This window comes from Nocardia sp. NPDC050697 (assembly GCF_040654395.1).
GTDB lineage: Bacteria > Actinomycetota > Actinomycetes > Mycobacteriales > Mycobacteriaceae > Nocardia.
In genome coordinates, this window is record NZ_JBFAHY010000006.1 from 466907 (window position 1) to 488089 (window position 21183).

20 protein-coding genes are annotated in these 21183 nt (G+C 72.9%); 4 read left to right on the forward strand and 16 right to left on the reverse strand.

What is annotated here, in order from left to right:
• The first annotated feature begins 61 nt into the window (after nt 1–61).
• Complete coding sequence (locus AB0H71_RS23135) at nt 62–1996, forward strand: 2-oxoacid:acceptor oxidoreductase subunit alpha (RefSeq protein WP_357024434.1); 1935 nt, start codon at nt 62–64, stop codon at nt 1994–1996.
• On the forward strand, nt 1993–3033 hold the full coding sequence (locus AB0H71_RS23140) for a 2-oxoacid:ferredoxin oxidoreductase subunit beta (RefSeq protein WP_357024437.1): 1041 nt from the start codon (nt 1993–1995) through the stop codon (nt 3031–3033). The genes AB0H71_RS23135 and AB0H71_RS23140 overlap by 4 nt, the downstream gene beginning before the upstream one ends.
• Here AB0H71_RS23140 and AB0H71_RS23145 read toward each other — a convergent pair.
• From AB0H71_RS23145 to hisS, 3 genes are all read right to left on the reverse strand, one after another.
• A complete protein-coding gene (locus AB0H71_RS23145; RefSeq protein WP_357024440.1) occupies nt 3030–4040 on the reverse strand; it encodes a malate dehydrogenase in 1011 nt (336 codons plus the stop codon). The two genes, AB0H71_RS23140 and AB0H71_RS23145, sit on opposite strands and share 4 nt — an antisense overlap.
• Nucleotides 4041–4133: 93 nt before the next feature.
• Nucleotides 4134–4829, reverse strand: a complete 696-nt coding sequence (locus tag AB0H71_RS23150; RefSeq protein WP_357024443.1) for a hypothetical protein — start codon at nt 4827–4829, stop codon at nt 4134–4136.
• 22 nt (nt 4830–4851) lie between these two features.
• Nucleotides 4852–6120 carry a histidine--tRNA ligase gene (gene hisS, locus AB0H71_RS23155; protein ID WP_357024446.1) on the reverse strand — a complete coding sequence of 423 codons (1269 nt, stop codon included), beginning with the start codon at nt 6118–6120 and terminating at the stop codon, nt 4852–4854.
• Nucleotides 6121–6242: 122 nt separating this feature from the next.
• On the opposite strand from hisS, the gene AB0H71_RS23160 reads away from it, so the two are divergent.
• A complete protein-coding gene (locus AB0H71_RS23160; protein ID WP_357024449.1) occupies nt 6243–7115 on the forward strand; it encodes a peptidylprolyl isomerase in 873 nt (290 codons plus the stop codon).
• Between the two features lie 227 nt (nt 7116–7342).
• Nucleotides 7343–7900 (forward strand): hypothetical protein, encoded by a 558-nt coding sequence (locus tag AB0H71_RS23165; protein WP_357024451.1) that lies wholly within the window; start codon nt 7343–7345, stop codon nt 7898–7900.
• A gap of 36 nt (nt 7901–7936) precedes the next feature.
• Here the strand turns inward: AB0H71_RS23165 and AB0H71_RS23170 are convergent, their stop codons facing one another.
• From AB0H71_RS23170 to AB0H71_RS23230, 13 genes are all read right to left on the reverse strand, one after another.
• Complete coding sequence (locus AB0H71_RS23170; protein WP_357024563.1) at nt 7937–8323, reverse strand: DUF4913 domain-containing protein; 387 nt, start codon at nt 8321–8323, stop codon at nt 7937–7939.
• On the reverse strand, nt 8323–10161 hold the full coding sequence (locus tag AB0H71_RS23175) for a TraM recognition domain-containing protein (protein WP_357024453.1): 1839 nt from the start codon (nt 10159–10161) through the stop codon (nt 8323–8325). Before AB0H71_RS23175 ends, AB0H71_RS23170 begins: the two co-directional genes overlap by 1 nt.
• Before the next feature lie 29 nt (nt 10162–10190).
• Nucleotides 10191–10718: a hypothetical protein gene (locus tag AB0H71_RS23180; RefSeq protein ID WP_357024456.1), complete on the reverse strand. Its 528-nt coding sequence runs from the start codon at nt 10716–10718 to the stop codon at nt 10191–10193.
• Between the two features lie 65 nt (nt 10719–10783).
• Nucleotides 10784–12469: a peptidoglycan DD-metalloendopeptidase family protein gene (locus AB0H71_RS23185; protein ID WP_357024459.1), complete on the reverse strand. Its 1686-nt coding sequence runs from the start codon at nt 12467–12469 to the stop codon at nt 10784–10786.
• A 7-nt stretch (nt 12470–12476) separates the two neighbouring features.
• The gene (locus tag AB0H71_RS23190; protein WP_357024462.1) at nt 12477–12785 is read right to left on the reverse strand and encodes a transposase; all 309 of its coding nucleotides are present in this window, start codon (nt 12783–12785) and stop codon (nt 12477–12479) included.
• 28 nt (nt 12786–12813) lie between these two features.
• Nucleotides 12814–15474 carry a hypothetical protein gene (locus tag AB0H71_RS23195; RefSeq protein ID WP_357024464.1) on the reverse strand — a complete coding sequence of 887 codons (2661 nt, stop codon included), beginning with the start codon at nt 15472–15474 and terminating at the stop codon, nt 12814–12816.
• A gap of 7 nt (nt 15475–15481) precedes the next feature.
• Nucleotides 15482–16972, reverse strand: a complete 1491-nt coding sequence (locus tag AB0H71_RS23200) for an SCO6880 family protein (RefSeq protein WP_357024466.1) — start codon at nt 16970–16972, stop codon at nt 15482–15484.
• A complete protein-coding gene (locus tag AB0H71_RS23205) occupies nt 16969–18450 on the reverse strand; it encodes a hypothetical protein (RefSeq protein ID WP_357024469.1) in 1482 nt (493 codons plus the stop codon). Before AB0H71_RS23205 ends, AB0H71_RS23200 begins: the two co-directional genes overlap by 4 nt.
• A gap of 28 nt (nt 18451–18478) precedes the next feature.
• Nucleotides 18479–19297 (reverse strand): hypothetical protein, encoded by an 819-nt coding sequence (locus tag AB0H71_RS23210; protein WP_357024472.1) that lies wholly within the window; start codon nt 19295–19297, stop codon nt 18479–18481.
• Between the two features lie 13 nt (nt 19298–19310).
• On the reverse strand, nt 19311–19928 hold the full coding sequence (locus AB0H71_RS23215; RefSeq protein ID WP_357024474.1) for a hypothetical protein: 618 nt from the start codon (nt 19926–19928) through the stop codon (nt 19311–19313).
• A gap of 29 nt (nt 19929–19957) precedes the next feature.
• Nucleotides 19958–20185: a hypothetical protein gene (locus AB0H71_RS23220; protein ID WP_067656861.1), complete on the reverse strand. Its 228-nt coding sequence runs from the start codon at nt 20183–20185 to the stop codon at nt 19958–19960.
• A 26-nt stretch (nt 20186–20211) separates the two neighbouring features.
• The gene (locus AB0H71_RS23225; protein ID WP_067656720.1) at nt 20212–20505 is read right to left on the reverse strand and encodes a hypothetical protein; all 294 of its coding nucleotides are present in this window, start codon (nt 20503–20505) and stop codon (nt 20212–20214) included.
• A gap of 46 nt (nt 20506–20551) precedes the next feature.
• On the reverse strand, nt 20552–21025 hold the full coding sequence (locus AB0H71_RS23230) for a hypothetical protein (RefSeq protein ID WP_357024477.1): 474 nt from the start codon (nt 21023–21025) through the stop codon (nt 20552–20554).
• Between the last annotated feature and the right edge of the window lie 158 nt (nt 21026–21183).

A 21183-nucleotide genomic window follows, 5' to 3' on the forward strand; every position in this document is an offset into this window, starting at 1 on the left:
GGGAGTACCTTGGCGGGTGCGCCCCGAGCACCACTCGACGACGAGGACGGTGAGGCAGCCCGTGACCCTGTCATCCGAGCAGTCGGCGGCCCGCGGGCCGACCCCGCTGGACCGCGTGGTGATCCGCTTCGCCGGCGATTCCGGCGACGGCATGCAGCTCACCGGGGATCGCTTCACGCACGAGGCGGCCGCCTTCGGCAACGACCTCGCCACCCAGCCCAGCTTCCCGGCCGAGATCAGGGCGCCGCAGGGCACGCTGCCCGGGGTGTCGTCGTTCCAGATCCAGATCGCCGACCACGACATCCTCAGCGCAGGCGACCAGCCCGACGTGCTGGTCGCCATGAACCCCGCCGCGCTCGTCGCCAACCTGGCCGAGCTGCCGCGCGGCGCCACCGTCATCGTGGACACCGACGAGTTCACCAGGCGCAACCTGGCGAAGGCCGGGTACCGCGGAAACCCGCTGGACGACGGCGCTCTCGGCGACTTCGTGCTGCACCGGGTGCCGATGACCACGCTCACCGCGGGCGCGACCGAGGCGGCGGGCGCGGGCAAGAAGGACGGCAAGCGGGCGCGCAATATGTTCGCGCTCGGGCTGCTCTCCTGGATGTACGGCCGCCCGATCGGCGGCACCGAGCGCTTCCTGCGGGAGAAGTTCGCGGCGCGGCCGGAGATCGCGGAGGCGAACCTGCTCGCCTTCCGCGCCGGGTTCGCCTACGGCGAGACCACCGAGAGCTTCGCCACCACCTACCACGTCGCCCCGGCGGCGCTGCCGCCCGGCACCTACCGGCAGATCACCGGCAACACCGCGCTCGCCTACGGCATCGTCACCGCGGGCAGGCTGGCCGGGATCCCGGTCTTCCTCGGCAGCTACCCGATCACCCCGGCCTCGGACATCCTGCACGAACTCAGCAGGCGGAAGTCGTTCGGCGTCACCACCTTCCAGGCCGAGGACGAGATCGCCGGGATCGGCGCGGCGCTCGGGGCCGCGCTCGGCGGCGCGCTCGGGGTCACCAGCACCTCGGGGCCCGGGCTCGCGCTGAAGAGCGAGACCATCGGGCTCGCGGTGATGACCGAGGTCCCGCTGCTGGTGATCGATGTGCAGCGCGGCGGCCCCTCCACTGGGCTGCCGACCAAGACCGAGCAGGCCGACCTGCTGCAGGCGCTCTACGGCCGGAACGGGGAGTCGCCGGTGCCGGTGCTGGCCCCGCGCTCCCCCGCGGACTGCTTCGCCACCGCCGTCGAGGCGGCCAGGATCGCGCTGGTGCACCGGACCCCGGTGCTGCTGCTCTCCGACGGCGCCATCGCGAACGGCTCGGAGCCGTGGGCGATCCCGCGGGTGGCCGAGCTCGAGCCGATCGACCCCGGTTTCGCCGAGCCCGGCGCCGAGCCGGAGTTCCTGCCCTACGCCCGCGATCCGGAGACGCTGGCCCGCCCGTTCGCGGTGCCGGGCACGCCGGGGCTGGCGCACCGGATCGGGGGGCTGGAGAAGGCCGACGGCACCGGCGACATCTCCTACGACCCGGCCAACCACGACCTCATGGTCCGGCTGCGCCGCGCCAAGATCGACGGCATCGGCGTGCCCGACCTGGAGGTGGACGACCCGGACGGCGCCGCCGAGGTGCTGCTGGTCGGCTGGGGCAGCTCGTACGGCCCGATCGGTGAGGCCTGCCGCCGGGCGCGGCGGCGCGGGCGCTCGGTGGCGCACGCGCAGCTGCGCCACCTCAACCCCTTCCCGGCGAATCTCGGCGCGGTGCTCGGCCGCTACCGCACGGTGGTGGCGCCGGAGCTGAACGGCGGGCAGCTCGCGCTGCTGCTGCGCGCCCGCTACCTGGTGGACGTGGTGCCGTGGACCAGGACCACCGGCACCGCCTTCCCCACCGCCGAGCTGGCCGGCGTGATCGACGCGGCGCTGGACGGCTCGCTCCGGGAGCTGGAGCGGGACAAGGATGCCGCCGCCCGCGCGCGGGCGACCTATCGGACCGGGGGCCGCCGATGACGATCACCGACGGACACACCGGGCTGGCCCACGTGCCGCTGGCGCTCACACCGCAGAAGGCCAAGGACTACACCACCGACCAGGAGGTGCGGTGGTGCCCCGGCTGCGGCGACTACGTCATCCTGGCCACGGTGCGCGGCTTCCTCGCCGAGCTCGGGCTGCGCCGGGAGAATCTGATGTTCGTCTCCGGGATCGGCTGCTCCAGCCGCTTCCCGTACTACCTGGACGCCTACGGCATCCACTCCATCCACGGCCGGGCGCCGGCCATCGCCACCGGGCTCGCGGTGACCAGGCCGGATCTCTCGGTCTGGGTGGTGACCGGCGACGGTGACGCGCTCTCGATCGGCGGCAACCACCTGATCCACGCGCTGCGGCGCAATGTGAACCTGACGATCCTGCTGTTCAACAATCGGATCTACGGCCTCACCAAGGGCCAGTACTCGCCGACCTCGGAGCCGGGCAAGGTCACCAAGTCGACGCCGCTCGGCTCGGTGGACCACCCCTTCGACACGCTCGCGCTCGCCCTCGGCGCGGACGCGAGTTTCGCCGGGCGGGCGCTGGATTCGGACCGGGCCGGGCTCACCGAGGTGCTGCGCGCGGCGGCCGCGCACCGCGGCGCGGCGTTCGTGGAGATCCTGCAGGACTGCCCGATCTTCAACGACGGCTCGTTCGACGTGCTGCGCCGCGAGGAGGCGCCGCGGCACCTGATCCCGCTGCGCCACGGGGAGCCGCTGCGCTTCGGCGCCGAGCGCGAATTCGCGGTGGTGCGGTCGGGTTTCGGGCTCGCGGTGGCGCGGGCGGACGAGGTGGGCGATCTGGAGGTGGTGGTGCACGACGCGCACAGCACCGACCCCGGGTACGCGCACGCCCTGGCCCGGCTCGGCGACCAGGAGCTGAACCACGTGGTCACCGGCGTTCTCCGGGATGTCGAGCGGCCGACCTACGACGACGGCGTGCGCGCCCAGCTCGCCGCCGCGGGAGAACCCGGCGATCTGCAGGCGCTGCTCGACGGCCCCGAGACCTGGACCGTCGGCTAGCGGTACTTGGCGAAGCCGAGGTCGATCACCGCGGACCGCTCCTGCTCGAGTTCGGCCGCGCTGAGCTCGATCCTGGCCCGGGAGAAGTCGTCGATCTCCAGCTCCGGCACGATCCGGTACTCGCCGTCGGCGCAGGTCACCGGGAAGGAGCTGATCAGCCCCTCGGGCACGCCGTACGAGCCGTCCGAGGGCACCGCCATGGAGGTCCAGTCGCCGGGCGCGGTGCCGAGCACCCAGTCGTGGATGTGGTCGATGGCGGCGCTCGCGGCGCTGGCCGCGGAGGAGGCACCGCGCGCCTCGATGATGGCGGTCCCGCGCTGCTGCACGGTCGGGATGAAGTCGCGCTCCACCCAGGCCGGGTCGGCGATCACGGCGCGGGCGTCGCGGCCGCCGATGGTGGCGTGCGTGATGTCCGGGTACTGGGTGGCGGAGTGGTTGCCCCAGACCGCGACGCGCGCGATCTCCGCGGCGGGCGAGCCGGTCTTGCGGGCGAGCTGGGCGATGGCCCGGTTGTGGTCCAGCCGGGTCATGGCGGTGAAGCGCTCCGGGGGCACGTCGGGGGCGTTGCTGCGGGCGATGAAGGCATTGGTGTTGGCCGGGTTGCCGACGACCAGCACCTTGACGTCGTCGGCGGCGGCCGCGTTGATGGCGGCGCCCTGCTCGGTGAAGATCGGGCCGTTGGCGGCGAGCAGGTCGCCGCGCTCCATGCCCGCGGTGCGCGGCCGGGCGCCGACCAGCAGCGCGATATTCGCGCCGGCGAAGCCGGTCCACGGGTCGTCGCTGATGTCCACCGACTCCAGCAGCGGGAAGGCGCCGTCCTCCAGCTCCATCGCGACGCCGGCGAGCGAGGCCACCGCCGCGGGGATCTCCAGCAGCCGCAGCCGCACCGGCGTCCGCGCGCCGAGCATGGCGCCGGAGGCGATGCGGAAGAGCAGCCCGTAGGCGATCTGGCCCGCGCCGCCGGTGACGGCGACGGTCACCGGAGCGGTGCGATCGGTGCTGGTCACGACGGGGCTCTCCTGTTCAGCGGGGTGCGCGGACGCCCCCAACCCTACTGAGGCTCACCACCGCGGGCCGCCGAAGGTGAGCGAGCAGACAGCTCAGACCAGGTCGGCGATCTCCCGGTCGCTGAGCACGACGGCGCGCCGGTGCCCGGCGTCCAGCGCGGCCCGCACCGCGCGGTAGAGCGGGCGCTGCTCCAGCGGGGCGTCGCGGGCCTCGGCGCGCAGCTGCGCCACCAGCACCGAGGAGAGGGCCAGCGCCGCCGCCAGCGGGGCGGCCGCCAGCGCGTCGGCGAGCCCGCGCAGCCCGAGCAGCGGCAGCTCCCGGCCACGCGCCTCGCCCGCCTCGGCGCCGGGGCCCCCGGTGTAGAGCGCGAGCGGGACGGTGATCGCCGGACCGCCCGCGGTGATCCGCAGCGCCACCCGGCTGATCCGCCCCGGCAGCACCAGCACCGCGACCTCGGTGGCCGCCGCCGCCCGCACCCGGCGCTCGCCGAGCACGGTGCGGGCGTGGATCACGCCGTCCGCCAGCCACATCCGGCGCCTGCGCAGCGCCGCGACGGTGAGCACGGTCGGCGCGGCGATCACCAGGAAGACCGCGAGCGCGGGGACCGGGCCGAGCAGCACCGCGGCCAGCAGCGCCGCGACCAGCCCGGCGCCCGCCGCGAACGCGGCGAGCCTGCGCAGCGTCGGCGCGTACGCCTCGGGCTCGACCAGATCCAGCCCCACCGGCGGCCGGGCCGGGGCCGGGGCGGGTTTCGGGGCGGCGTCCTCGTGCGCGGCGTCCTCGTTCATCCGGGGCTCTCCTCTTCCCGGCTCAGCCGAGCTGATCCCGCAGCACGCCGGCCACCTCGGCCAGCGGCACCTGCCGCTGTTCCCCGTCGGCCAGGTTCTTCACCCCGATCGTGCCCTCGGCGAGGTCGCGGTCGCCGAGGACCAGCGCGAAGCGGGCACCGGAGCGGTCGGCGGCCTTCATGGCGCCCTTGACGCCGCGCCCGCCGTAGGCGAGATCGACCCGGATCCCGGCGCCGCGCAGCTCCCCGGCCAGCACCACCAGCCGCTGCTTGGCGGCGTCGCCAAGCGGCACCCCGTAGACGTCGCAGCGGGCCGGATCCCCCGCTTCCTTCCCTTCCGCGCGCAGCGCGAGCACCGTGCGGTCGACCCCGAGGCCGAAGCCGATGCCGGAGAGCTCGGCGCCGCCGAGCTGCGCCATCAGCCCGTCGTAGCGGCCGCCGCCGCCGATGCCGGACTGCGCGCCGAGACCGTCGTGCACGAACTCGAAGGTGGTCTTGGTGTAGTAGTCCAGGCCGCGGACCATGCGCGGGTTCACTACGTACGGCACGCCGAGCCCGTCCAGATAGCCGAGCACCTGCTCGAAGTGCGCCTTGGCCGATTCGGACAGGTGGTCGAGCATGAGCGGGGCGTTCGCGGCGAGCTCGCGGACCTCGGGGCGCTTGTCGTCCAGCACCCGCAGCGGGTTGAGCCGCGCGCGGCGCCTGGTCTCCTCGTCCAGCGGCAGCCCGAGCAGGAACTCCTGCAGCAGCTCGCGGTACTGCGGGCGGCAGGTGTCGTCGCCGAGCGAGGTGAGCTCCAGCCGGAAACCGGTGAGCCCGAGCCCGCGGAACCCGGCGTCGGCGACCGCGATGACCTCGGCGTCCAGCGCCGGGTCGTCGACGCCGATGGCCTCCACCCCGACCTGCTGCAGCTGGCGGTACCGCCCGGCCTGCGGCTGCTCGTAGCGGAAGAAGGGGCCCGCGTAGCAGAGCTTGACCGGGAGCTGGCCGCGGTCGAGGTTGTGCTCGATCACCGCGCGCATGACCCCCGCGGTGCCCTCGGGGCGCAGCGTGACGCTGCGCTCGCCGCGGTCGGCGAAGGTGTACATCTCCTTGCTGACCACGTCGGTGGACTCGCCGACGCCGCGCGCGAAGAGCCCGGTGTCCTCGAAGATCGGCAGCTCCACATGCCCGTATCCGGCCAGCCTGGCGACGCGCACCAGCCCGTCGCGCACCGCGACGAACTCGGCCGAGGCGGGGGGCAGGTAGTCCGGGACTCCCTTGGGCGCGGAGAAGCTGCTGGTCTTGGTCACGATGGTCCAGTTTCCTCCACCGGGGGGTGCGGAGTCCAACCGGTTCCACACAGCCGCGAGCCGTCTCAGGCAGGGATGGCACACTCGTATGCCGGAAGTCACGGAAACGGGAGGATCTGCCAGTGCCGAGCAACGAACAGCGACGAGCAACGGCGAAGCGGAAGCTGGAGCGCCAGCTGGCCAACCGGGCGGAGCGGGCGCGCAAGCGCAGGCAGCTGACGATCGCGGGGTCGGTACTCGGAGTCGTGGTGGTGGTCGCGGCCGGCATCGGCGGGTACTTCCTCACCAGGAGTGACGACAGCACCGCCGACCAGGCGGACGCCTCGCTCTCCAGCACCCCGGTGGCCGGTGAGCTGCCCGCCGCCAAGCCGAAGGCCGCCACCGTGGACTGCGCCTACCGGGACGGCGTCAAGCCCGCCGACAAGCCGGTGCAGAAGCCGAGCAAGACCACCGGCATCCCGACCACCGGCGCCGACGCCACCCTGAGCATGAGCATCGACACCAGCGTCGGCCCGATCGGCGTGACCCTGGACAACGCGGCCTCGCCGTGCACCGTCAACAGCTTCGCCAGCCTGGCCAGCCAGGGCTTCTACAACGGCACCGACTGCCACCGCCTCACCGCGGGCGAGGGGCTGAAGGTGCTGCAGTGCGGCGACCCCACCGGCAGCGGAAGCGGCGGCCCCGGTTACGAGTACGACAACGAGTACCCGACCGACCAGTACGATCAGATGGATCCCGCCTCCGGCGAGCCGGTCCCGTACCAGCGCGGCGTGCTCGCCATGGCCAATGCCGGGCCGGGCACCAACGGCAGCCAGTTCTTCCTGGTCTACGGCGATTCCCAGCTCCCGCCGCAGTACACCATCTTCGGCAAGGTGGACGACGCGAGCCTGCCGACGCTGGATCGGATCGCCGCCATCGGCACCAACAACGCCAACGGCCCCGGGGACGGCGCGCCGAACGAGCCCATCACCCTCAGCACCGTGCAGATCGACTGACCGGCCGGGCTCCGGATATTCCGCGACGGCTTCCCCCCGTCGCAGCCGACTGAACGCACCTCCGTCGGCTAAGATGGAGCGAGGAGCAGTCTCGGTCGCGGGCCCCGAAGGAAGTTCTTGCGGTAGCAGTTCCGTCTCCGCCGAGAGTTTCCCCGGGTTCCGCGCCGGCCGTTCCGGGGTATGTCGTCGACGGGTCGATATCGACCACTGCAACACGGGGAGCAGCCATGGCCGAGGAACTTGACGATATCGGCAAAGAGACCGCAGCGGTGATGCGGACGATGCTGCAGATCGCCACACTGGTCGCGCTACGCACCCGCGAACGCGGTCAGAAGGAAGCCGAGGCCCGCGTCAAGGTCACGGAAGCGCGGATGAAGGAAGCCAGGGAGCTCCAGGTTCGCGAGGCGCGGGAGTCCAAGGCCAAGGATCCACGCAATGTCGAGCTGACCCGGTTGATGGAACGGGCCCCGGAGCCGTCCAAGGGGCTGTCGCTGGAGAAGGATCGGGTCGCCGCCGAGCGGGAGTCCGTCGGCATGGCCTCGGCCCAGTCCGCCATGGCCTCCGCGCCGACGATCCGGTACGACTCCGCGGAGCGCAGGAACGCCATCGCGCAGCACCTCGAAAGGCTCGGCGTCGCGCCGGAACTCGCCGCGGTACGGATGCTGGTCGAGCTGGGCAACGGCGCGCCGCCGGAGGAGGCGGTGCGCACCCGCGCCGGCGCCTCCGCCGTGCAGCGCGGCGCGCGCGAGCAGGATCCGCGCGGCCTCGAGCGCACCCGCAACTGAGCCGGGTTGCCGGGCGGCGCGCCGCCCGGCATCGCCTCAGGCCCGGTACTCCCCCACCGTCGGATCGGCGAAGATGCCCTGCTGCGGCGACTTCACCGGCAGCGGGCCGAGCATCTCCTTGTGGCCGTTGCGCACACTGCAGTACTTGAACGGCCCGCGCGGGTCGAACAGCTTCTTCATGTGCGGATCGGCGTGGTCGAGGAACCACACGCTCATCCCGGTGGCCGGGTCGAGCCGGAAGTGCTCCCAGGCGCGCCACAGCGCGTCCAGCCGGGCCCACGCCTCTGCGTGCTTGAACCACTCCGGGCACCACACGGTGTCGCCCAGATCGGTCACCTGACGCCGGTACACGACGCTCAGGTAGTTCTCCACGAATTCGACCACGGTCGCGTGGACCATGGGCTGCTGCTGCTGCGGTTCCATCACAGCGGCCGCACCTCCTCGATCTGCCCCTGATCCTCACCGGCGATCTGCTTGTCGAACGACGGCGAACCGTAGAGGTCGGTGATCTCCGTCTTGCGCTGCGGATCGTGCCGCGAGATGGAGTTCTTCACCTCGGCAGCGTACTCGCTCTCCCACCAGGGCACGGTTCGAACGAGTACCGGCGGCGCGCCGGAGGCGAAGACGATGATCCGGCCGCGCGGCAGCTGGGCCAGCGCCTGCACGCTGAACGTGGTGGACGAGCTCAGGGAGCGGGAGAAGCTCTTGCCACCACTGGATTCCGAGACCGACTGCGAGATGGCGTCGTGCGAGCCGATCGCCTCGGAGCGTTCGCGCAGGAAGTTCGTGTCGTCAACCCCGCTTCCCAGCACCTTGATGTTGGCCGCCGCCCAGAGCGCGTTCATCCCGGCCTCGCCCCAGCAGCGGACGCCCTGCGCCCAGGACTGCAGCACCGTCATCACCACGATGCCGCGCGAGCCGAAGTGGCTGTACTGCTTGGGCAGATCCTTCCAGCGCACCACGTTCGCCGCCTCGTCCAGCACCGCGAGCAGCGGTACCGGCAGCCGGCCGCCGCGCGACCGCGACGCCTTGCGCATCGCCACGTCGACCACCGCCTCGGTGAGCGCGCTCACCAGCGGCGATGCCGAACCCCTTCCCTCGAGGGAGAGGCTGTAGAGGGTGCCGTTGCGCTCCAGGAACTCCAGCTCGTCGAACTCCTTCCGGTCGTCGCCCCTGGAAACCCACGGGTGCACGTTGGAGAGCTTCAGGCAGCGCACCATCTTCTTGGCGGTACCGAAGATGCCGCTCTTCGTGCGCGGGTCGGCGTTGTACTGGGACGAGAGGCCGGAGGCGGTGAAGTGGTGCCTGGCCCGGCGCAGCAGCTCGATCGGCTCGGTGTCGAGCGGATTGGTGACCCACTCCCAGATCTGGGTGATCGGGCGCGGCTTTCCCGGCTCGTCACCGACCGCGGCGGCCAGGAAGAGCCCGGCCAGCAGGTCTTCGGCCTCCGGGTCGAAGAAGGCATCGCCCTTGGCGTCCTCGCCGTCGTCCCCGTCGGCGAAGTGCCCGGCCAGCCGCGCGGCCCGCATCTCGCAGCCCTCGTGCTGGGCATCGATCCACGCGAGCGGATCCCAGAACCAGGTCGGCTCCTCGCCCGCGACGCCCTGCGGGTCGAAGACGAAGGTGGGGCTGCCCTTCGACTCCCGGACATCCCGCGTCGCGTCCACCACATCGCGTTTGTTCGAGGTCGCCAGCACCGGCCCGATGGCATTGAGAATGGCCGGGATCACCCGGGACGTGGACTTGCCCTGCCGCGGCCCCCAGATATCCAGGTGCAGATCCTCGTACGACCCGTACAGCATGACCCCGTCGGCCACCCCGATCCCGATCGGCACCCCCGGGCTGTGCCCCGGCTCCAGCCGGGTGCCGAGCTGCTCGGCCTTGGCCCGCACCCCCGCCTCGGTGAGCGACGCGATGGCGCCGCCATTGCCCATCTTGTCGGCCTTGTCGTCCACCCCGAGCCGCCCGGCCGACGCCTTCTTGGCCCGCCGCTTGCGCAGCAGGACGAAGGCGATCACCAGCGCGATCACCAGCAGGAGCAGCGCCGTCGTCGCCGGTGGCCAGCGGAGTTCGCCCTTGATCAGCTTCAGGACGATGTCGACCGGGTTGATCGGCATGTCCTGCGGCGGCGTCAGGAACCAGTTGCCCAGGTGCAGCGAGAGATACAGCGTGCCGAAGACCGCGAAGCCCGCGTAGACGGCGTACAGCCCGAGGTCGGGCCCGACCTCGGCCGGGTCCTGGACCACGTTCTTCTTAGCCATGCGCTCCTCCGGACTTGTGATGAAACGGGTCAGCGGAAACCGTCGAGCCGCCAGCCGTCGGCGGTGCGCACCACGGTGGCGATCACCGTGGCCGGCGGCAGCTGCTCCTGCCTGCCGTTCCGGTACTCGACGGTCTGCTCGATCCCGATCTTGAACTGTTGCACGTTCGGATCCGCCGCCGCGGGCGGCCGCTCACCGGAGGCGAAGGTGAACGCCCGCACCGTCGCTCCCGCGGCGGCCCACTCCCCCCACTGCAGGGTCGGCTTCGGCCCGTCCGCGGCGGGGGCATCCGCGGTGCGGGTCAGGCTGGGGCCGAGGAACTTCCGGGCCCGCGCCAGCGAATCGCCCGGCGCCTCGGCGGCCGGGTTCCAGGTGTAGATCTCGCGCAGCGCCGCGACCGCGACGCCGTCCGGCGTGACCGGGTCCGGCGCCGGGACGGCCTCGAGCTGCCTGGTGGTCGAGGTCGCCGGGTTCGCTCCGCCGGGCGCGGACGAGCCCGGCTCCCGGCCGCCGCAGGCAGCCAGCAGCACCGCGATGCCCGCCATCAGCACCACCACCAGCGTCGCGCGTGAATTCCCCTTGCCCCTCCAGGGTAACGCTTCCGCGCACGTCGGCCGAGTATTCACAGCACCCTCCTCGCCCTCGCGTCACCCGGTACCGGCACCTCGGTGACGCCGCCACCCTGACCGTTCGCGCCGGGCACCGCCTGGATCATGCTGCCGTTCCCGGCGTACACCCCGACCTGCGCCGGGCCGCGCGCGCCGAAGCCGCTGAACACCAGGTCGCCGGGGGCCGCCTTGCCCAGCGGCACCTCGGAGCCCGCCTCCCACTGCTGTTCGGCGGTGCGCGGCAGCGTGACCGTGCCGGAGGAGGCGGCGAAGACCGCGGCGGCGGTGAGCCCGGGGCCGTCCAGCCCGCCGCTGCTCGGGCCCTGCGGCCCGCCGCCGCCCCACACGTACGGGGTGCCGACCCACTCCTGCGCGGCGGCGAGCACCTGCGCGGTGCCGCCGCCCTCCTCCGGGGTGAAGCGCCCGTTCGCGCCGGGATCGCGGTACTCCGGCTCCATGGTGAGGATATTGCGCACGTAGGGCGCGGTTTCCGAGAGGTGCGCGGCGTACTGGTTCGGCATGCCGCCGGAGGCGAGCACCGCGCCCTCGCCCGCGTTGTAGGCGGCCAGCGTGAGCGGGACGATATCGCCGCGCACCCGGCCGTCCGCGATCCAGCCCTTGATCTTGCCCGCGATGGCGCACATGTAGCGGCCCTGGCCGATGATGGCGTCGCCGTCGTCCCAGACGCTGGCGGTGCCGTTGCCGTCGGCGTCGATGACGTAGGGCTGGCCGTCGTCCGGGTCGGTCGCGGCGGCGGTGCCGGGCAGGAACTGCGCCAGCCCCTGCGCGCCCGCGGGCGAGGTGAGCCCGCGCCGGAAGCCGGACTCCTGCCTGGCCTGCGCGGCCAGCAGCGACGGGGTGATCTCCGGGCAGAGCGAGCCCGCCCTGCGGTACCAGATCTCCAGCTCGGCCGGGACCTTGCCGTCGGCGAGCGCGCCGCCCGCGCTGCCGAAGCCGCGGCTGCAGCGCGGGTCGGCCGAGTAGGCCTGCGCGCCGCCGACATCCGGGGTCGGCGCGCCGTCCAGCCACGGCATCGGGTCGATCTGCCTGCCCCCGGTGAAGCGGCCGCCGGGGACCACCTCGAAGTGCAGGTGCGGGCCGCTGGACTCGCCGTTCGAGCCGACCGCGCCGATGGGCTGGCCGGCCCGCACCGTCTCGCCGACCGCGACCCCGACCCCGCTGTCCCACATGTGGCCGTAGACCGCGGAGTAGCCGCGGCCGTTGGTGTCCACCGAGTCGACGACGATCCAGTTGCCGAAGCCGGAGGCGGGCCCGGCGGCGACCACCCGGCCGTCGGCGACGGAGTAGATCGGGGTGCCGTCGGTGGCGGCGAAGTCGACGCCGCGGTGCGCGCCGCCGCGGGAGCCGAAGGTGTCGGAGACCGAGTAGGTGCCGGTGGCCAGCGGCAGCGTGCGGCGCAGCGGGGCGCCGCCGGCGGCGAGCGAGGGGGCGCCGGTCGCGGACGGATTCGCCGCCGCGGCGGGCGTATTCAGGGCGCCGGTGCCGTCCGGCGCGACGGTGGCGCCGGCGCGCGGGTCGCCGGGGGCGTAGCCGCCGAGCGGCGGCAGCACCGAGCCCGAGCCGAGCACGCTGGCGTCCGCGCACGGGTCCTCGGCCGCGGGCAGCACGATCACCAGCACGATGGTGATCAGCCCGATGATGGAGCCGAGGGCGAAGTAGAGGATGCTGCGCGCGTTCACCGAGGGCTCACGTGCGGCGCCGGGTCTCGTTCAGGGTGTCGGCGAGGGTCCGGTTCATCTCCGCGGCGGCGGCGAGCTGCTGCTGCAGCAGCGCCACCTTGCGGCGCAGCGCCGCCGCGTCCATCCGCTCCAGGCTCGGCCCCTCGGCGGCCCGCACCCAGTTGCGCACCGAATTGGTGTGCACGCCGATCTGATCGGCCACCACCCGGCACGCCTCCGACTCGCTGCTCAGCGTGCTCGCCAGCGCGAGCACCTGCTCCACCGCCGCCTGCCGCACCTCCGGGGAGACCCGCCGGTACGACCGGTGCGGCATCATCGGGCGCGCCTCTCGCTCACCGCTGTACTCACGCCGCGCTCCCGGAATCACCACGCCGGGTGGACTCGGTGAACTCGCTGAACCGCTGGTTGGTCTCGTGGATCCCGCTCTCCCGCTCGGAGAGCGTGAACTCCATGTGGAACGGGATGCCCGGCCTGCGGTCCTCGCCGATCTTGAGCAGGAACTTGCCGGTGCCGGGCGGCGACGGCCGCTGCTGCCCCGGCTTGAGCGCCTCGCCGGTGAGCGCCTGCGGCGCCGACCAGCTGGTCACCATCTCCTGCTCGGCGGCGGTGAACGGCACCGTGCTGTCCAGCCGGTTGATCTCCTCGGCGGGCAGCGCGCCGAAGATCTTGGCGCGCGCGCGTTCCAGGAAGCCGAGCGCCTTGGCGATGGCCGCCTCGGAGCCGAGCGCCTGCAGGTCCTTGATGGTGTGGCTGATCATGATCAGCGCGGTCGCGATGGTGCGCTGCAACCGGGTCAGCTCGTCCACCCGGTCGACCATGAAGTCGCCGAGGCCGAGCACCTGCCACAGCTCGTCCATCACCACCTGGAAGTAGCGCTGCGGGCCGAGCCCGGCGTCGGCGAGCACGTGCGCCGCCTCCACCGAGGCGAAGCCGTCCGCCCAGCAGGCCAGCATGACCGCGGCCTTGAGCTTCTTGTCGCCGGTGGGGATGTGCGAGACGTCGATTGCCACCGCTACCGCGGAGGTGTCGATCGGCACCGAGGTCTGGCCGTTGAAGACCGCGCCGAACGGGCCCTGGGTGAGCGCGCGCAGCGAGCGCCGCAGGTTCTTGATGGCGATCTGGTACTCGGCCTCGTCGTCGGCGCCGGCGTCGAGCATGAGCTCCTCGCCGCCGTCCACGATCACCTCGAGCAGGTTCTCCATGATCGGCGGGGAGTCCGGGGTGTAGCCGCTGCCCGGCCGGTACAGGATGCGCAGCGCGGTGGAGATCAGCGTCTCCTCGTAGTCGCGCACCCGGGCGCCGCGGACCAGCTCGACCAGCCCGGCGATCAGCGTGACCTGCCTGGCGCGCAGGTCCTGCAGCACCTGGAGCTGCAGTTCCGGCATTTCGTCGAGCAGCGGCACCACCGAGCCGAGCACGCCCGCGGCCAGCGGGTTCAGCTGGCCGTGGCCGTAGCCGAGGTCGATCACCTGGCCGCCGACCATCTCCACCATCTTGCGGTAGTCCGGTTTGACGTCGGCCAGGATGAGCGGGGTGATGCCCTGGGCGACGCCGCCGAGCACGATCCGGCGCACCAGCGAGGACTTGCCGAAGCCGTTCAGCCCGAGCACGAACAGGCTGGGCGCGGTGATGAAGCTGCCGCGCAGGAACCAGTTCATCGGGTCGAAGCAGACCGGGGCTCCGGTGTGCAGGTGCGAGCCGAGCGGGGTGCCGATGAGCGGCGCGCCCGCGCCGACCGACCAGGGCCAGAGCCCGGCCACCTGGGCGGTGGTGGCGCGGTACTCGACGGTGCGGCCGACCACGTTCATCCGGCCGCCGCCGGGGCCCGCGTAGCCGCGATCGGTGAGCTGGGCGGTGGCGCGCTCGAAGCCGTCCTCGTGCGACTGCTCGGTGCGGGCGGCGGCATTGCGGCGGCGGGCGTCGTCGGTGGTGATCCGGAACTGCGCCCAGACCGCGCGCAGGCCGTTCTGCTCGCGGGCGATCGCCTCCAGCTGCGCGCGGGTGGCATCGTCGAGGACCGAGGGGCCCTGCTGCTTGCGCTTGTCCGCCTTGGCCTTGGCGCGGCGGGCGGCCGGGTCGGCATTGCCCATCGCGCGGTCGGCGGTGTAGTCCGGTTTCTGGTCGCGGCGGTCGCGGGGTTGCCGGTCCGTGCGCGGGTTCGCCGGGCGGCGCGTGCGGCGCGGGGCCGGTGGTTCCGGTTGGCGGTGCGGGGCGATGTCGTCCGGGGAGCGGCGGGCGAGCTCCGCGTCCCCGCGGCGGGGTGCCGTGCCGCGGCGGGCCTCGGCGGCGGCGCGCGCGGACTCCGCCGCGCGGCGGCCGTTCTCGATCGAATCGCGACCGGATTCCGGTGCGCGCCGGGCGCTCTCCGCCGGATGCCGCACGGTGTCGCCGTCCACCGCCGCACGGCGCGCCTCGGCGGCCGCCCGGCGTCCGGTGTCACCGTCGATGGACGCGCGACGCACCTCGGCCGACGGACGGCCGGACTCCGTCGCCCGCCGTTCGGCGGGACGGCGCTCCGCGTCACCCGCGCTTGGCCCGCGACGTCCTTCGGCCGACGGGCGGCCCGACTCCGGTGCGCGCCGCTCGGCGGCAGTCCGATGCTCGGCATCACCCTCACTCGGCGCGCGACGTGCCTCGGCCGACGGGCGGCGTTCGGCCGGGGGGCGCCCCGATTCGGGGGCGCGCCTGGCCCGTTCGACGGCCGGGCGGCGCTCGTCCTCGGCGGCCGGGCGGCGGCGTTCGGGCGCGCGCCTGCTGTCACCCTCCGGCGCGTCGGGATCGCGGTGCCGCGGCGGGGCGTCCGGCGCGCGACGACCGCGCGGGCGCCCGTCACTGTCCGGCGGCTCCAGGGTGGGCGGAACCGGGCGGCGCCGGGGCGGCTCGGCTAGCGCCGGGTCCGGCCACTGTTCGTGGTCGGCGCGGTGCTCGCGCGAGTCGCGCCGGGAGCCGCGGCGGGCCGGGGCGCTCTCCCGGTCCCGGACCGGTGGTTCGTAGTCACGTGCCATGGATCGCTCACCCCGCCAATGCCTTCGGAATGGTCGCGTGCTCCGGCAGGATGACACCGCACCCGAGCGAAGCCGCGAAAGCCGCCGCCTGGTACCGGTAGCACCGCCGGATCTTCAACCGCGCCTGTGTGGACAGGTCGCGGGTAATCGCCTCGATGCGCGGCAGATCACCGCGCATCGGTTCGGTGATGGTCACGAGCGCGCCGAACCGCGTAACCCCGTGACCACGTGCCTGTTCCTCTCGCGCCTGCTGGGTGGCGCCCACCCGCAGGGTCGCCGCGGCCGACACGACGCCGCGTTCGCTCTGCTGCGCCACCAGCGCGTTCTTGAAGTCGTCGTCGACGATCTCGGCGGCGTCCGCGGCCGAGTGCGGCCGGTACACGATGGCGATCCGCTTGCGCGGCACCTCCGGGTTCGGCGCCAGCAGGCGCTGCAGCACCCGCTCGTCGACGGCGCCCTCGGGGGCGGCGTCCATCTCCCAGGTGACCGAGCGCCCGCCGTCGTGCAGCAGGTGGTCCCACTTCTCGTCGTGCGAAACCGGCCCGGCGTCGGCCCAGTCCAGGCCGTGCCCGCCGGGCTCGCCGGCGGCGACCTCGAGGTCGGCTTGCGCGGCCGGGTCGTAGCTGCGCCGGATGAAGGCGATGACCTCCTCGGCCGCCATCGGCTGCGCGCGCACCCCGGCCTCGGCCAGCGCGGCGCAGATGCCGGGCAGCCTGCGCCCGATCTCCACCGCCTCCTCGGCCGGGTTCTTGCGCCGCTCGGCGGTGGTGGCCTTGAAGGTGATGGCGACCCGGGGCAGCAGCTGCACCCGCTCCTGCGGCAGCTCGGTGGCGAGCTCGTACATCACCTGCTGCGCCAGGTCCGGCGCGTCCGGGCGGGTGATGGTGGAGACCTCGGTGAGCAGCCGGTTGCCGGTCTCCGGCACGGTGTCGATCACCGGGACGACGGCGACGATGTCGCTGGTCTGGCCGACCGAGGCGAGGAAGGTGCCCCAGGCCGAGACCCAGCGGTCGATGACCGGCTGGTCGACCGCCTCGTGCCCCTGCGGCCAGGCCCGCAGCACCACCGTGTACTGCGCGAACTGCGGCAGGTGGATCATGCCGAAGCTGTAGCCGCCCGCGTCGATGCCCTCGTAGAGCTTGGAGGGCGCCAGCAGCCCCGGCAGCCGGGTGACGCCGCCGGGGATCCGGGAGAACCGGCCGCCGCGGTAGACGTGCTCGCCGCGGTTCCGCGACCGCATCCAGTTGAACATCATTATTCCCGTCTCGTACCCGGAGCGTCCCCCGGACCGCCACACCAGCGGAACCATCACGACGACACCGACGCCGCCGACGATCACCCCCCATTGGAAGCCGCCGACCATCGCGCTGATCAGCGCGGTGATCACCACGACGAAACCGATGACGGTCTCCTCCCAGCGCAGGCCGAAGAGGCCTGCGCTGCGGGGTTTCTGCCAGAGGCCGTAGGACCGGCGCTCGTAGGTCTCGGTACTCGTCATCGCGGAATGGTGCTCCTCCCGAGATCGGGCGACCGGTTGGCCCAGCTGTCACCCGCCATATCGCCCATGGCCTGATCCGCCCGGTTCATCCCCGAGGTGGCGGCGCGCGCCGACGCGACCCGGCCGGCCACCCGGGACGCCCCGGACGCTACCCCGCCCGCGCCCGCGGGCCCGGAGGCGCGCGGTGGCGGTGGTGCCGCGGCATTGCCCGCGCCACCGCCGCCGCCGCGCGGCGGGGTCGGGCGCGGCGAGGGCCGCATTCCGCCCGCGCCGCCGGGCGGCCGCGGCCCGGTGCCGCTGCCGCTGACGTACCCGGCCCGGCCGGGCGCGGCGGCGGTGCGGGTGCCGACCGCCTTGGTGCCCATGGCGCCGAGCGCGGCCGCCGCGACCAGCGTGCCGCCGGTGGCGGTGAGGCCGGAGCCGCCGCTGCCGACGATGGCGACCGCCGGGGTGACCAGCCGCATGAGCGCGGGCAGCACGAACGCGACCGAGCAGAGCAGCACGATGGCGACCAGCATGCGCTGCGCCTCCTCGCCCTCCGGCAGCCCGCCGGTCGGGGTGAGGCCGTCCACGTGCCCGGCGGTGGTGAAGGCGATCATGTAGACGATCGCGGCCACCGGTTTGTAGAGCATGAAGGCGATGATCCAGCCGACCAGCTTCTGGTACGAGGACTTGCCGATATCCATCCCGGAGGAGGCCGCGGCCAGTGGAAGCACCCCCGCCGCGATGATCAGCAGCCCCTGCCGGACGATGGCGAGCACGATCTGCGCCAGCGCGCCGAGCAGCCCGACGATCGCGATGATCAGCACCAGCCCGGGCGAGAAGGCCTGCAGCTTGCTGGTTTTCACCATCAGCTCGGCCATGTCCTTGGCATTGCCGTTGGTGGCGTCCTGGATGAGCCAGTCCGCGAAGCGATCCGACGCCTGGGTGCCCGCCACGATCACCGCGCCGAGCATCCAGGAGCTGAACACCACCCGGGCGAACATCTTGAACGACTCGGCCGCCTCGCTCACGGCGGCCCCGCGTCTGGCCGCGGCCAGCCGCGCCCCGGAGAGGATCACCGAGGCTATGAGCAGCAGCACCTGTATCTGATACGTGTACTCGTTGATCTTGGTGAAGAGCGAGCCGGAGTCACTGGCCGCCTCGTTCGGCACCCGCATCCAGAAGGTCAGCGCCAGCACGATGGCCTCGCCGAGGCCGTTCATCAGCGAGTCGACCACCTTGCCGAAGGTGGAGTCCCACGCCTTGTCCTTGACCGCGGTCGCGGCGTCGCCGGGGTGCGAGGCGGCATTGCCTGCCTTGCACACCGCCGAGGCGGCGTCGCCCAGCGAGACGCCGGGAATGCCGACGCTGTCCAGGGTGTCGTGTAGCTCGTTACACGCCTCGTCGAAGCCGTAGGTCTGGCCGTAGGCGATCATCGGCGTCGCCATCGTCACCGTGAAGACGACCGCGAGAATCGTGATTATCCGCCGTAGCATGGCATCCACCCCTCGATGTAGTGCCTGATCACCATCGGGTCCACCCCTCGAGCGTCTCGAGGTACTCGGTCTGCGAGTTGTTCGACGAGGTCGGCTTGAGCCGCCAGTCGCCCGCGTCCCACACCACCACGAGCCGGACGGCGGCCCACAGCTGCTTGCCGTCGACGACCGGGCCGCGCGCGGCGAGCCGCACGATGGCCAGGTCGTCCGCGTAGTCGTCGATCTTGAAGGCATCCGGGGCCACCAGGTAGCGGGTGACCTTCTCCGGCTGCTGCTCCGGCAGTTTGTCCGCGGCCAGCGCGTTCTCGTAGGCCGAGAGCTGCTGCGGCGAGACCCGCACCTGGGTGACGTAGAGCTCGCGGTTGGCCGGGCGCGCGTTCAGCCGGTAGGTGATCTGCGCGGCGGCCAGCGCGGCGCCCTGCGGGGTGTGCGCGTAGCCGACCGCGAGGCCGTTCTCGATCCGGGCCGGGCCGTCCGAGGTGGAGAAGGGCACCGAGGCGCCGTACACCCGCTGCCAGCCCCGCGGCGCCGTGGTCCCGCTCGGGGCCGCGGTGAGCCAGGCCGGGTCGCCGGGTTTGCGCTGCTTGCTCGCGTCCTGCGGGAGCGGCTGCCCGGCCGCGTTGTTCGGGATGTCGACCCGGCGGCCGAGGAAATCCGCCTCCGGGGAGGCGAAACCGGTGCCCTCGGCGTTGCTCCCGGCAGGCGGCAGCGCCACGGGGGTATCGCTGTCGTCCCTCGACAGGTAGACGACGAACCCGACGATGAGGATCAGCGCCAGCACCGCGCCGGAGGCGACCGCGCCGAAGGAGACGCGCTCGCGCGGCGCCGCGGAATCCTTGCTACTCACGGCTCCTCCCCGCTCACTTCGGGGCCTCCAGCTTCACCATCTCCGATGGCACCTGGTCCACGGCGTCCACCGGCCGGACGGTCGACTCCGGGTCCGGCAGCCGCAGCCGCCAGTCCTCGCCGAACCACTCGACGGTGGTGTGCGTGACGGCGCGCGAGGCGTCCGAGTACTCGGTGTAGACGTCGACCGTGGAGCGCTCGTCGGTGTAGCCGGTCACCCGGTACCCGAGTACTCGCGGCGCGTACTCGGCCGCGGCCGGGCCGGTGATCGAGAGCTGCACCCGGTTGATCGCCCACTCGTCGCGCGCGGGGCCCGGCACCACCTCCCGGTTCACCACCTGCGACCACTGCCCGTCCGGCGCGATGGAGAGCCGCACGGTGTGCACGATGGCGGCTACGGCGGCGCCGGGCGGCGAGTGCTCGAAGCCGGTCGCGGCGCCGTCCGCGCTGGACTCCGGCCCCTGGTCGGCGTGCGGCAGCGCGACGCCCTGGAAGGGCTGCCAGCGCACATTGCTCGGTGCCGCGTTCAGGTCGGGGCCGGACTCGCCGGAGCCGCCGCCGCCACACGCGGTGGCGGCGAGCAGCAGCGCGACGCCGACCGCGCCCGCCCCGGGCCGCTGGATTCGATTCATGATGGTGGAGCTCCCCCTGATCCGTCCGGTCACGCCGGCAGGAACGCGAGTGCGATGCCGGAGGCGGTACTGGCCACGATCGCGCCGAGCAGGCTCATGAGCACGCCGAAGGACGCGTCGTTGACGGCCAGGTCGGACTTGAAGGCCATCCACAGCCGCCCGGCGGAGAGGATCATCCACGCGAGACAGACCAGCAGCACGAACCAGAGCAGCCAGTTCAGCAGCTGCATGAGCGGCTCGAGCACGTCGGCCGGCATCTGTTTGTAGGCGAGCACGGCGGACCTCACGTCCCGATGACGGCGTTCATAATGGTGCCCGCGCTGGTCGCGACGACACCGCCGATCATCGCGCCCGCCACCATCTTCGGCGATTCCAGCCCGCCGCCGGTCCACCGCTCCCAGGCGAACTTGCCGCCCGCGTAGATGATCGCGACGATCCCGGCGAGCAGCACGAACCAGGTGAGGTAGCGGACCAGCTGCAGGATCTTCTCCGATCCGGGCGGCGCCTCCGGGGTCGGGTTGCCGACCTGGGCAAGTACGGTGCCCGCGTCCTGTACGGCCAGCAGCAGCGCGCTCATCCGGATACCTTTCTGAAAGCGGAGATGACGTGGTTCGGCACGGCGCTCACTCCTCGAACATCCGTGCGTCGGCGTCGTAGCTGGATTCGCGCAGCGCCGAGCGGGCCGCCGCGACGATCTCGGAGCCGAGCCGGTGGATCTCCGGCGGCACCTCGTCGAGCGGATCGATCCGGCGCTTGCGCGGCAGCTGCACGTCCCCCGGTGTCCACACCGGCAGCTTCTCGGGCTCCACCAGGGTCCACTCCTCGACCCACGGCACCTGCCAGAGCTGGCCGGCCAGCGAGCCGACCACATCGCGGTACCTGCGGATCTCGGCGGGCAGCCGGCCGGGGCGGGCGGCCACGGTGACCAGGCCGAGCACATCGGCGCGGCCGGCGTAGCCGGAGAGGTGCTGGCGGAGCAGATCGTGCGCGCGGGTCAGCCCGGGGATGGTCTCCCTGGCGACGAGGACGACGAACGGCGATTCACGCTCGAAGACGCCGGGCCAGCGGCGGCTCGAATCCGCCACTGGCGCAAGCACATGCGCGAGCGTACTGGCTCCGGCGCCCCCGTGTACACCCAGCACCCAGACCAGCGGCGCGCGGCCGATTCCGGGCACCGGACGCTGCCAGATGGGAGCACGCCGGGACTCCGGCGGCGCGATCACGCCCGCCGTTCCCGGCTCCGGATCGGAGCGGC

What these genes read in the sequence shown, in the direction of transcription:
- AB0H71_RS23140 (WP_357024437.1), top strand. Translation starts at nt 1,993, where the DNA reads ATGACGATCACCGACGGACACACCGGGCTGGCCCACGTGCCGCTGGCG.
- AB0H71_RS23150 (WP_357024443.1), bottom strand. Translation starts at nt 4,829, where the DNA reads ATGAACGAGGACGCCGCGCACGAGGACGCCGCCCCGAAACCCGCCCCG.
- AB0H71_RS23165 (WP_357024451.1), top strand. Translation starts at nt 7,343, where the DNA reads ATGGCCGAGGAACTTGACGATATCGGCAAAGAGACCGCAGCGGTGATG.
- AB0H71_RS23170 (WP_357024563.1), bottom strand. Translation starts at nt 8,323, where the DNA reads ATGGAACCGCAGCAGCAGCAGCCCATGGTCCACGCGACCGTGGTCGAA.
- AB0H71_RS23175 (WP_357024453.1), bottom strand. Translation starts at nt 10,161, where the DNA reads ATGGCTAAGAAGAACGTGGTCCAGGACCCGGCCGAGGTCGGGCCCGAC.
- AB0H71_RS23190 (WP_357024462.1), bottom strand. Translation starts at nt 12,785, where the DNA reads ATGATGCCGCACCGGTCGTACCGGCGGGTCTCCCCGGAGGTGCGGCAG.
- AB0H71_RS23195 (WP_357024464.1), bottom strand. Translation starts at nt 15,474, where the DNA reads ATGGCACGTGACTACGAACCACCGGTCCGGGACCGGGAGAGCGCCCCG.
- AB0H71_RS23200 (WP_357024466.1), bottom strand. Translation starts at nt 16,972, where the DNA reads ATGACGAGTACCGAGACCTACGAGCGCCGGTCCTACGGCCTCTGGCAG.
- AB0H71_RS23205 (WP_357024469.1), bottom strand. Translation starts at nt 18,450, where the DNA reads ATGCTACGGCGGATAATCACGATTCTCGCGGTCGTCTTCACGGTGACG.
- AB0H71_RS23215 (WP_357024474.1), bottom strand. Translation starts at nt 19,928, where the DNA reads ATGAATCGAATCCAGCGGCCCGGGGCGGGCGCGGTCGGCGTCGCGCTG.
- AB0H71_RS23220 (WP_067656861.1), bottom strand. Translation starts at nt 20,185, where the DNA reads ATGCCGGCCGACGTGCTCGAGCCGCTCATGCAGCTGCTGAACTGGCTG.
- AB0H71_RS23225 (WP_067656720.1), bottom strand. Translation starts at nt 20,505, where the DNA reads ATGAGCGCGCTGCTGCTGGCCGTACAGGACGCGGGCACCGTACTTGCC.